Origin of the sequence: Polaribacter aestuariivivens (assembly GCF_005885675.1) — a bacterium.
In the GTDB taxonomy this organism is placed as follows: Bacteria; Bacteroidota; Bacteroidia; order Flavobacteriales; family Flavobacteriaceae; genus Polaribacter; species Polaribacter aestuariivivens.
Window position 1 is genome coordinate 620,954 of the sequence record NZ_VANR01000002.1, and the last position, 13,388, is coordinate 634,341.

The following is a 13,388-nucleotide window of genomic DNA, read 5'->3' on the forward strand; positions in this document are numbered from 1 at the left end:
GCCTTTTTTTCTTAAAAAACTAAAACTAATAAATATGATTAAAAAAATACTTTTTTTCACCTTTTTTATAAGTTCTTTTCTCTTAAAAGCTCAAGTATCACTAAATGTTAGTGCTATTGAAGTTGATGAACCTGTTACAATTACTGTAGATATTAATAGTACAGATAGTAATTGTAATGGTTTAAGCAATCCTTCTAAAGTATACATGCATTCTGGTATTGGAGACAAAACAAATGCTTTTGGATTTAGCGTTGTTGGAAACTGGGGGCAAGATGATGGTGTTGGTGAAATGACACCTAATGGAGATGGTACGTATAGTATCACAATTACACCACAAACATATTATGGCTTAACACAAGAACAAGCAGATAATGCTGCTCAAATAGGAATGGTTTTTAGAAATGCAGACGGTTCTCAAGAACTAAAAGCATCAGGTTGTAATGATTTTATTTTTCCTGTAGGAAAAGTACAGATTTCCATAAAAAACCCAACAAAAAACCAAGTTTTAATTAGCTCTGGAGACAACTTAACTGTTTCTGCGGAGATTAGCTTTCAAGGTTCAGTTACTGTTCAAGGTACTTTTGAAATTTTTTATAATAGTGTTTCTGTTGCAACTGGTACATGTGGTTTTCCTGCATGTAATGCAACCATTACAAACATTACAGAAAGTGGTACTGTAAGATTTGTAGGTACAGCACCAAGCTCCACAGAAAGTGGTGAGGCTAGTTTTGAAGTGATTGTAGCTCCAACCGTTGTTGAAGAAGCAATTCCAAGCGGATTATTAGACGGTATTAATTATTCTTCAGATGCTACAAAAGCAACATTAGTTGTAACTGCACCTAATAAAGATTTTGTACAAGTTGCAGGTAGTTTTAATAACTACACTCCTACTGCTGTAGATGTAATGAAAAGAGATCCTAGTACAGGAAAATATTGGTTAGAAATTAACGGATTAACTTCAGGAAAAATCGAAACATATCAATATTGGGTTTTCGATAAAACACCAATTGCAAATTCACCTTCTATTGTAAAAACTGCAGACCCATATTCAACGTTAGTTTTATCACCTTTTGATGACCCAGGAATTTCTTCAAATTCATACCCAAACATACCAAGTTATCCTTCTGGTCAAGAAAGAGAGGTTACTGTTTTACAAACTGGTCAAACACCTTACAATTGGCAAGTAACTAACTTTAATGCGCCAAAAGAAGAAGATTTAATTATTTACGAAGTTTTAGTGAGAGATTTTGATGCAAACAGAAATTATCAAGATTTAATAGATAGAATCGATTATTTTAAGAATTTAAACATCAATGCTATTCAACTAATGCCAGTAATGGAATATGAAGGAAATGAAAGTTGGGGTTATAATACGTCATTTCATATGGCATTGGATAAATTTTATGGAACTGAAGCTAAGTTTAAAGAATTTATTGATGTTTGTCATCAAAACGGAATTGCTGTTATTTTAGACGTTGCCTTAAACCATGCATTTGGTAGAAATCCATTAGTTAGAATGTGGATGAACGATCCAGATAACGATGGTTGGGGAGATCCAAGTAGTGAAAACCCATATTTTAATGAAACCGCAAGACATAGCTACAATGTTGGTAGTGATTTTAATCATCAAAGTGCTTTAACACAAGAATACACAAAAAGAGTGGTAAAACACTGGATAGAAAATTTTAATATTGATGGTTTTAGATGGGATCTTACCAAAGGTTTTACACAAAACTGCTCAGGAAGTGATGAAACTTGTACAAACGCTTATCAACAAGATCGTGTAGATGTCTTAAAATCTTACGCAGATTATTCATGGTCTTTAGACCCAGAACATTATGTTATTTTTGAACATTTAGGTGGACAAAATGAAGAAAAAGAGTGGGCAAATTATCGTCTTGCAGAAGGAAAAGGAATTATGATGTGGGGAAAAATGACAGATCCTTACAGTCAATTATTAATGGGATATAGCTCAAACTCTAATATTAGCGGAATTGGACATAAATCTCGTTCGCAATTTAACGGACCAAGACTTATTGGTTATCCTGAAAGTCATGACGAAGAAAGAATCATGTACAGAGCTGTTAACTTTGGTAACAGTGCAGTATCTAGCCATAATGTAAAAGACTTAAATACAGCGTTGTCTAGAATGTCTGCAATTGGTGCTTTTAGCATAACAATTCCAGGACCAAAAATGTTATGGCATTTTGCAGATTTAGGAATGCAAAATTCAATTTTTACTTGTAACAACGGAATTGTGAATGAACCAGGAGGAACAGATGGAGACTGTAAATTAGATACAAAACCTCAACCACAATGGTCTGAAAATTGGATTTCAAACGTAAATAGAAAGAAAATTTATGATGATTGGGCAAGAATGAATGTACTAAAAATAAATGAACCTGTTTTTGAAGGAGATTATACAATTACTTCTGGTTCATTAACACCAAGAATTGATATTTTTAATACAACCATTCCAACTACACAATTAAGAAATGTAATTGTTTTAGCCAATTTTGATGTTGTTCAAAAAACAGTAAACACAAATTTTCCTCTTACTGGAAATTGGATTGACTTAATGGATGAAACTAACAATACTACATATTCTGCAAGCACTATAACATTACAACCAGGTGAATTTAAAGTATTTGGAAATCAGCAAGCAACATTATCTACGGAAAATAATGTTTTAGAAAACAATATCATGAGCTTATACCCAAACCCAACAAGTAAAAACTTTAGTATATCACAAAATGTTTCTGAAGTTTCAGTTTTTGATATTACGGGTAAAAGAGTAAAAAAATTCACGGAAAATTCTATTAAAAATAACTTATTTTCAACTACTGATTTAAATACAGGAATTTATTTTGTTAGAATTAAAAATGATAAAAATAGTATTCACACAAAAAAATTAATTATTAACTAACTTAAAACTTTAAAACATGAAGAAAAACTACTTTTTAACAATTGCTAGTATACTTTTTTGCTATGCTTTCCAAGCTCAAACATTTCAAACTTGGAGAAATGATTCTGGCACAGGAGATAATTCATGGCAAAACTCAGTAAATTGGTGGAATTTCCCAAATCCTTCACCTATTGTATTTGGACAACAAGAATGGGACAACAATCATTTGCCTGAGCAAGTTAACTCTTCAGATATCAGCACCTGGAGGTTCTTATATAAAGCAGGAGCCTCAGATCCTCATACTTTTACAGGGAATCAAATAAGTTTTTTTGATTTTAGTGGAGATGACCCACAAATATTAAATCAATCTTCTGCAACTCATATAATAAATAATGCTATTATTGGTGACCCAGATGTAACAGATCCTTTAAAAATTTTAATTGATGGAACTGGTGGGTTAACTTTTGGTGGAACGATAAATAATCAAGGATGGTTAGATATTAATGGAAGTACAGCAACAGCTTCATCTACTATATTTAATGGAGTGATAAGTGGTACAGGAGGAGTTACGAAAGAAAATTTAAATATTTCTCTTATATACAAAGCAGACAATACATACTCTGGAGCTACTAACATAAATAACGGACTACTAGTATTAGAAGGTGATTTAACAAGCAGTGATGTAAGTGTTGGAGCTAATGGTAGTTTACAAATTTCTGAAAACGTAACAATTAAATCGTTAACAATTGCTGCTGGTGGTAGTGTAATTATTGATTCTGATAAGTCACTTACTATTTTAAATAATTTAGTTAATGATGGGTCTTCTTTTAATATTAACTCTGGTGCTTCATTAATTGTAAATGGTACTTCAACAGGAAACATTTCTTACAATTTAAACATTGCAGATACAAATTGGCATTTAATTTCTTCTCCAGTTGTTGGTGAAGAATATAATGATGCTTGGATAACAGCAAACTCAATAGCCTCTGGTGTTTCAGTAGCAACTAACAGAGGTATTTCTACTTATGACAATGATGTTGATGCTAATGGAAATTGGGTATATTATACAGCTGGTGGTGCAGATACGCCATTTGCATCAGGTTTAGGATATTCTATGTTAAGAAGTGCTTCTGGTATTTATACTTTTACTGGAACTTTAAAAACTGATGATACTCCTTTAACAATCACTCAAGGTTTTTCTGGAGCAAACAAGTGGAATTTAATTGGAAACCCTTATCCTTCTTATATTGATATTGATGCGTTTTTAACAGCAAACGCCTCTCAACTGAGTGGTCCAAATGAATCTATTTATGTTTATAATGGTACTTCATTTACACCATTAACAACAGGCTACATACATCCTGGACAAGCCTTTTTTGTAAATTCTGACGTGATAAGTTTAACTGATAACATTAGCATTACAGAAGCAATGCAAAGTCATCAAACTGGTGTTACTTTTTACAAAAGCGTTAATACCTCTATCAACTTAAAAATATCTGATGGTACTAAAAATGCAAACACCGAAATAAATTATTTTGCAAACAAAACAAAAGGTTTAGATCGTAGATTTGATATTGGTAGTTTTACAGGAGTTTCTAATAATGGCAAAAATAATCTAGCAGTATTTACACAGCTGTTAGAAGATAATAATGGAATTAATTTCGTTCGTCAAGCATTACCAAATAAAGATTTTGAATCTATGATTATTCCAGTAGGTGTAACTGCAGAAGCTGGTAAAGAAATTACATTTACTGCAGATGCATTAAATTTACCAACGGATTTAAAAGTTTACTTAGAAGATAAAACTACAAATACCATAACTCGTTTAGATGAAGTAAACTCTGAATACAAACTAACGTTATCTGAAAAAGTTGATGGTACAGGAAGGTTCTTTTTACACACAAAAACATCAGCAGTATTAAGTACAGATAATGAATTATTATTAAATTCTATTAAAATTTTTAAAACGAATAGTTCTACTTTAAAAATTTCTGGTTTACCTGAAGGAAAAACTACTGTATCACTATACAATTTAATAGGTAAAAAGTTAGTAAATACAACTTTTAATTCTAGCGACTCTAATGAGGTGAAATTACCAAAATTAGCTACTGGAGTTTATTTAGTAAACTTAGAAACTGAAAATGGTAAACTAAACAAAAAAATAATTTTAGAATAAATACGAGAATTAAAATTTTTAAAAGATGAAAAAAAATATCAAAAATAAAGTAGAAAATACTCAAGAAATTTCTCGTAAAGACGCTCTAAAAAAGATTGGTAATTACGGAAAATATGCAGCTTTAACTGCATTAGGTACATACTTGATTTTAAATCCGCAAAAAGCACAGGCACAAAGTCCTGAAGCACCAGGAACAGGTTTTTAAAATTGAAAATATATTTTAATTTAAAAAAAGAGCAGAGAAATCTGCTCTTTTTTCTTTTTTAACAAAACCATAATATCAAAAATTACGTATATATTATAAACAAATGTTAATTTTGCAGTTATATGACTTATAATCAACTGAAAAACAATAAATAAAATAGTATCTAAATAAAAAAGATATTAAACAAAACACATGTATAAAAATTAATTAAAAGGTGCTGTTTTTTGGGGAAAATAAAACTTTAAAATTAATTTTCATACTTTTGAAGACTCCCCCATTAATTTATAAAAAATACAAATGAAAAAAAAATTTTTCAAAGTATTAGAATTTGGGGAAATTCTACAAACAAATAAAAAAATAAGTAAAGGACTAGTTTTTAGTTTTACATTACTTCTCTTTATAAGTTTTCAATCTTTCGCTCAAAATCCAATAACAAGCGCAACAACTATCTTACAACCTGCAACTCCATCAACTTATACAGAAGGTGGACAATTATACGAATGGGGACAAGGAAATAATATTATTTTAGATAAAATAGTATTTAATGGAGAAGAGTTTTTTTTAGACAACACATTTTCTCAAACAAACTACAGTATAGTTCGTGTAAATGGTAATGGAGGTATTAGTTATGAGAGGTTTGGAATTTTCGCACAAGAAAATACAGGTAATTTTAATTATGCACCATCACTTCCTGGATCTTTTGGATCCTATTCTATGGAAGATTTATTAGATGAACCTATTATAAACAGAGGTGCAAATGATGTATTTAAAAATGCAACATCAACAGCTCAAAACATAGAACGTATAGATGTTACATATGTACCTTTTAAAGTACCTAACCTACCTAATTTAGATAAAGTAGGTTTTATTGCTTCAGAAAAAGATGGTAATAGTTCATACAAAGCAGCAGCTATTACCTCTGTAGATGCACTAGGAAACCCTCTTACATTTGGTCCAGTAATTACCATACAAAATGGAGATTACGGAATTATTACTGGAGATTTAGATTTCGATATTTTAGCTAACAATACCGAAGGTGGTAATCCAATTAGAATAACAGACAATGTACAATCTGTTGGAATTACTATAATTACATTAAGTGATTTAGGAATAGGAATTAATGACATTGTATATGGTATTTCTTTCTTTGATGATAATGTTGCTGATGATGCAGATTTATTAGATGTAGCGAGTTTTCCTAATTTAAATGGTGGAGGAGCAGATATTTTTGGAGGTTTAGGAGCAATTGCGACCTCTATAGGTACAGTTTCAGGTAATGTTTATTTAGATATAAATGGAAATGGAACAAAAGATAGTAACGAACCTGGTTTAAAAAACATTACTGTTTCTATTTTGGGTAGTGATGGTGGTTACCAAACAGTTGTAACAGATTCAAACGGTAATTATACAGGTTTTGTACCAGGGGGAAACACCACAATTACAATAAATGAAAATGATCCAGATCTTCCACCAAATTTCACAAGGTCAGAAGGTAGCAATCCAAAAGTTATATCAGCTATAGAAGGGCAAGATGTAAATATTGGTAATATAGGTTATACATCAGATAATGATAATGATGGAGTAATAGATTTAAATGATGTAGATGACGATAATGATGGTATTCTAGATACAGAAGAATTAACAATAGGTGCCATAACGTACAATCCTTTAGGAGATGAAGATGGTGATAAAATAGTAAACTATTTAGATACTAGTGATGATGGTACTGGTGATGGATCAACAACAAATTATACCACAACAGGAACTGGAGGAATACCAGATGTTTATGATTTTGATGACGATGGTATCCCAAATCATTTAGATTTAGATTCCGATAACGATGGAATTCCAGACAATATAGAGGCGCAAACAACAAACGATTACATAGCACCAAGTGGTGCTGTTGGTAGTGGTTTTACAGACGTTGACGGAGATGGTTTAGATGATAATTACGATCCTATAGTTTCTGGAGGAACTTCAGGAACAGCAATAACCCCAGTAAATTCAGACAGTGCTACAGTAACAGACAATCCAGATTATTTAGATTTAGATTCAGATGAAGATGATGTTTCAGATACTATCGAAGCAAACCTTACTCTAAGTGGAAATGTTGGTGAAAATGGTTTAGATAATTTTTATGACAATGGAGATGGTTATACAGATGTTAACGGAAGCTTTGACAATACACAAACTGACAATTTTCCAGATGATGGTAATAATGCTTCAAATGGTTTACCTGATGATGTAAACTGGAGAGATAGCGCTGTTTTAGGTCAATTAGATAGAGATAATGATGGCATTCCAGACATAACAGATATTGATGATGATAATGATGGAATATTAGATTCTGATGAATGTCAAAACACCACCATTCCTGCAGGAGCAATTCCTACCAATGCTGTTGATGCAATTACATTTAATTCAGACGTAGATGTACAAGATAGAATTTTAACAAATGACAACGATGGGGCAGAATTTAACACTACTAATTCCGTACTAGTTGTTGCTTTTGGTCAATCTTTGCCTGTGGGTACAACCGTAATTTTCGAAGCAGATAGAGACGGTGATGGTACTACCGATTTTGCAACGTTTAGGATTCAACAGGCCAATACTGCAGATGGCTCAGATGCGTCAAATCCTCTTGTAATTAGTAGTTTAACAACATCTTTTGTAGAATATACCTATACGATTACTGGTACTTCGGCTACGCATCTGCGTATTAGTTTAGACGACATTGAATCTGGTGGTGAAGCGGAAGTAGACCACGTGAGATGGAACTCATTTACTGGATGTTTAGATGTTGATACCGACGGCGATGGAATCATAAATCGTTTAGATTTAGACTCAGACAACGATGGTATTCCAGATAATATTGAAGGTCAAGGTACAGCAACTTATGTAGCACCAACAAGTGGTGTTGGTGCAAATGGGTTGTATGACGTTTATGAAAACAACGACACTTCAGGAGCAACAAGTTATACTGTTGAAAACACAGACGGAACAGACAATCCAGATTACATAGATTTAGATTCCGATAATGATGACACATCAGATAGAATTGAAGCAAATATATCTTTAAATGGTTCTGTAGGTTTAAATGGTTTAGACAGTAATCAAGAAAACGCAGATAATTATATAGATACGAATGGAAGTTATGGCAATACACCTTATGATGATTTCCCAAACACAAACGCTGCTGACTCTCCAGACGAAGTAGATTGGAGAGATGCAACAACGCAATTTATAGATACTGATAATGATGGAGTTCCAGACGCAACAGATCTAGATGATGATAATGATGGAATTTTAGATACTATAGAAGATAATTCTGGTGGAACTTGCCCTCCAGAATATAACGCTACTTTAGAATCTGAATCGGGAGTAACAAATCCAGGTAATATTACAGGAGCTCCAGATGGAAACACTGCTGAAATCAATACAAATGGTAATGTTTTTGTACTTGATTTTGGTCAAGAATATCCTGCTGGGACACAATATCAAATCACCTGGAGAAGAAATGCAGGTTCTGGTACAGCAATAATGGTATTAAGTGAATCTACAGATGATGCTACTTATACAGCACATCCTTCTCCACCAGAAAATTCTGATGATGTTAATTTTGAAGATGAAATTGTCACCTCAAACGTAGCTTTTAGATATATTAGAATCACAAAAGATGACCCTCCAAGTATTGTAGATTTTGAAATTGATGCCATAGGAGTTATTCCATCTACCTGTATTTTAGACACAGATAATGATGGCATTCCAAACTATTTAGATTTAGATTCAGATAATGATGGTATTCCAGATAATATAGAAGCACAAACTACTCAAGGCTATTCAGCTCCAGATGGTGTTTTTGACATTTTTGGAGTAGACACTGCTTATACAGAAGGCTTAACACCTGTAGATACAGACTTAGATGGTACACCAGATTATTTAGAAACAGACTCAGACAATGATGGTTTTTTAGATAACGTAGAAGCAGATTTAACATTAACAGGTGTTTATGGTATAAATGGTTTAGACAATGCTTATGATAATGGAGATAATTATATAGATGTGAATGGCTCTTTTGACGATTCTCAGACAGATAATTTTCCAGATCAAGATGCAGATGTTTTCAACGGAGGTGATGTAGACTATAGAGATGCTATTTTTGATATAGATGTGGATCAAGATGGTATTAGCAATGCCATAGATTTAGATGATGATAATGATGGTATTTTAGATACAGATGAAGGTAGAAGAACTTTACTTGCAAACTCAGGTTTTAATAATTTTACAGCACCAACATTTGGTGATAATGTGGGACTATCAATAACACCCTGGATTTTAGAATCTGGAACAAATACCAACGTTGTAAAAGTAGATGGTGCTGGAGGAAGCACGTATGGTAATGGTGGTCCAGAATTTGATGCAACAGGTGTTGCAGGAAATTATTTTACAATAAACGGATCAGATGGTGTTTTATACCAAACATTTACACTTACAGAAACAACAATTGTAGATTATGGAGGCTTTATTTCGGCAAGAAATGGTAATACAGCAACTGGAAAATTAAGTATTTATTCAGGCACAGGTTCTGGTGGCACAGAACTATCAAGTACAGGTCCTAAAGTTGCATCATCTAGTTCTATATGGTTAAAAATTGGTAACTCAGTCACATTACCAGCAGGAACTTACTCTTTAGTAGCAGATTTAGAGGAAGATATAAATTTTGATGAAGCATTTGCTTTTTCTAATATAGATTCTGATGGTGATGGAATCCCAAATCACTTTGATTTAGATGCTGATAACGACGGTATTCCCGATAATATTGAAGCACAAACAACAGCTGGATATATAGCACCTTCTGGCAGTTACAGCTTATCAGGAATAGATTTGGCTTATGGTACTGGTTTAACCCCTGTAAATACAGATGGTACAGATCTTCCAGATTATTTAGATTTAGATTCCGATAATGAAGGAGGTTTTGACATTGTAGAATCTGGTGCTGGTTTAACAGATGCTAATACAGATGGAGTTGCAGATGGAGCACCTTCTGCGTTTGGTATTAACGGACTTATAAACACCTTAGAAACTGGTGATACAGATTTAGGATATACAGATGTAAATGGAGAATATGACAATACTTTTACAAGTGTTTTTACAGATACAGATGGAGATGTAAACTCTGGAGGAGATTTAGATTATAGAGACAATATTGTTGGTGTAGATTCAGACGGAGATGGTATAGTAAATTCTATAGATATAGATGATGATAATGATGGAATTCCTGATGTAAATGAAGACAGTCAAATTATTTCTTTTGTAACATCATCTGATGCCTACTGGCCATTAGATGGTAATACAGATGATGCAATTAACTCTAACGATGAAAGAGCAAATGGTGCAGCACCTAGTTATTCTACAGACGCAATTCAAGGAACAAATTCTGCTGATTTTAATGGTACAACAAATACCATAAGATACAGTCAAGATGGTACTTTTATGGAATCTAGCTATACAGAAATTTCTTTTTCTGCATGGATAAAACCAGATGTAGTTACAGGGCAAAGAATAATTTATGAAGAAGGTGGAAGTACTCATGGTGCTACACTTTGGATAGACAATGGTGTTCTTACATTTTCGACAAGAAATGGAAGTAATCAAAGAAATATAACACACCCAACATCATTAACGGTAGATGGTGAGTGGCATCATGTAGCTGCAACTTTTAGTAGTGGTATTTTAACAGTGTATTTAGATGGTGTTCCCTCAAGTATAGATGTAAGTGCAGATTATACAACAATACCAGGTCATGGAAGTGATGGAGGTTTAGGAGGTCCTATTGGAGGTGGAACTTCAGGAAATATAAGTGGTTTTTATGATGGTCTTATGGATGCTGTAAGATATTCAAATACAACAACCTTTTCATCGGCAGATGTTTTAACAGAAGCAACAAAAATTAATAATTCAGATTTTGACGGTGATGGAATCATCAACAGTTTAGATATTGATGCAGATAATGATGGTATACCAGACAATGTAGAAGCACAAACAACCTTAGGCTATGTTACTCCTTCTGGTGTAGATACAGATAATGATGGTTTAGATGATGCATATGATACAGATTGTACACCTTGTGGAGGTATTACTGGCGTAGACTTATCTGTAACTAATAATAACGATGGAACTGATAATCCAGATTTTGTAGATTTAGATTCAGATAATGATGGTACTCCAGATATTCAAGAAAATGGAGATTCAGACAATTCTGTAAGCGGAACAGATTCTGACAACGATGGTTTAGATGATAATTTTGAAGGTGCTGATGTAAATGATGGTTACGATGTTAATGATGAAATTAACACACCATCAACAGATTTACCAGACACAGATTCAGATGTAGCAACAGATGATGTAGATTATAGAGATTTAGATGATGATGTTGTTACACCTGGAGATCTAGGTAACGTTTTATGGCTTAGAGCAGATATTGATGTTACAGGAACTACAGACGTAACATCTTGGGTAGACCAATCTAGTAATGGCTTTACAGCAACTGGTGATTCTGGAGTAGAACCAACAAAAATAGATGCTGGACTTAATTTTAATCCAACCATAGATTTTAACGGTACAAATGATAGAATGAGAATACTTGGAGGAATTTTTGGTGTAGAAACATATACTAACCTGTGGACCTACTATGTCATTAATCCTACAACAGCCACAACAAATTATATAGCATACGAAAATGCAGCTACAGATAATTACATTACTGGGATTATAGCTGGAGATTTAAATCAACAAATTGGTACTCCTGCATCTAGTCATTCAGAAACAATACCTAGTTTAACAGGTGAATTCGGCTTGTATACTTTAGGTTCTTCAAATAGTGGAGGAACTACTCCTTTTGGTTTTAATCAAGCAATATCTAAAAACGGACTTTTAATTGGAACTCAAAATCAGTCTATTTCTTTTACGGGTACAAACGATAATTTTGATTTGGGTAGTTTTAACAATTCATCAGATTTTTTCAATGGTGAATTGGCAGAAATTATTATTGTAAACGAAACACCAACATCTTTAAAACAACAACAGATAGAGTCTTATTTAGCTATTAAGTATGGTATTACATTAGATGCTACAGATAATGACCCAGATATTGTAGAAGGAGATTATATCTTAGCAGATCAAAATACAAAAATTTGGAACTATACTACTTGTGCAAATTATTCTAATGATATTGCTGGTATTGGTAGAGACGATGCAATGGCGTTAGGTCAATACCAATCTAAATCTATAAATAACGATGCAATCATTACAATAGGTTTAACTGCAATAGCAACTTCTAATAAAAACAACACAAATTATCCTTCAGGTACCATAACAGATACAAATCCTCCTGGTGCAGGTTTTGAATCTAACAAAGATTTTTTAGTATGGGGTAATAATAACGAAAGTTTGCTTGAAGCTGATGTTACAGAAACAGAATTAATTTGTGCTCCAGAAAAAACATTGGCAAGAATTTGGAAAGCAAAAGAAACAGGTTCTGTAGGTACAACACAAATCGCTGTAGATAAAACCACTATAGATAATGCACTAACTACAGAAAACACAGTGAAAGTTTTTAAAGTTGCAGATAACGATTCTTTTACAAGTAATGTAGAATACATTCCACTAACCATTGGTTCAGGTGATTTAGCTGGTTTATATCTTGTAGATTACGATTTCGAAGGTGTAAAATATTTTACATACTCAGAAATCAACGGTATTTTCTGGAATGGAGATGCTGGCGTTTCTGGATCTTGGATTGGTGGTAACAGCACCTTAACTGGGGTAAACTTAAATGGTCCAAGTAGAAATGCTGCAGATAGAGACAAAGTAATGGTCATAGACGCACAAACATCTCTAACAAATGCAGTTCTTCCAGAAGATGCAAGAGTAGAATGTGTTTGGATAAAAGAAAACTCTAAACTGATAATTCCAGATAATATGTACTTAGAGTTTGATGAAGATTTTATTTTAGATGGAGAAATGAGATTGGTAGGTGATGGACAATTAGTACAAACTCATGTTGGTCTTTCCAATGTTGAAGGAACAGGAAAACTTTATAG

4 protein-coding genes are annotated in these 13,388 nt (G+C 33.0%); all 4 read left to right on the forward strand.

Features of this window, described 5'->3' with window-relative positions:
- Positions 1-34 precede the first annotated feature (34 nt).
- A complete protein-coding gene (locus tag FDT66_RS06050; protein WP_138535250.1) occupies positions 35-2,926 on the forward strand; it encodes an alpha-amylase family glycosyl hydrolase in 2,892 nt (963 codons plus the stop codon).
- Positions 2,927-2,942: 16 nt separating this feature from the next.
- Positions 2,943-5,081: a T9SS type A sorting domain-containing protein gene (locus tag FDT66_RS06055; protein WP_138535251.1), complete on the forward strand. Its 2,139-nt coding sequence runs from the start codon at positions 2,943-2,945 to the stop codon at positions 5,079-5,081.
- 25 nt (positions 5,082-5,106) lie between these two features.
- Positions 5,107-5,286: a hypothetical protein gene (locus FDT66_RS06060; RefSeq protein WP_138535252.1), complete on the forward strand. Its 180-nt coding sequence runs from the start codon at positions 5,107-5,109 to the stop codon at positions 5,284-5,286.
- Between the two features lie 297 nt (positions 5,287-5,583).
- Positions 5,584-13,388: LamG-like jellyroll fold domain-containing protein (locus FDT66_RS06065; RefSeq protein ID WP_222927909.1), on the forward strand; the 7,805-nt coding region annotated here is incomplete at its 3' end.

Coding starts and splice junctions, on each gene's coding strand:
- FDT66_RS06050 (WP_138535250.1), top strand. CDS start 35: ATGATTAAAAAAATACTTTTTTTCACCTTTTTTATAAGTTCTTTTCTC.
- FDT66_RS06055 (WP_138535251.1), top strand. CDS start 2,943: ATGAAGAAAAACTACTTTTTAACAATTGCTAGTATACTTTTTTGCTAT.
- FDT66_RS06060 (WP_138535252.1), top strand. CDS start 5,107: ATGAAAAAAAATATCAAAAATAAAGTAGAAAATACTCAAGAAATTTCT.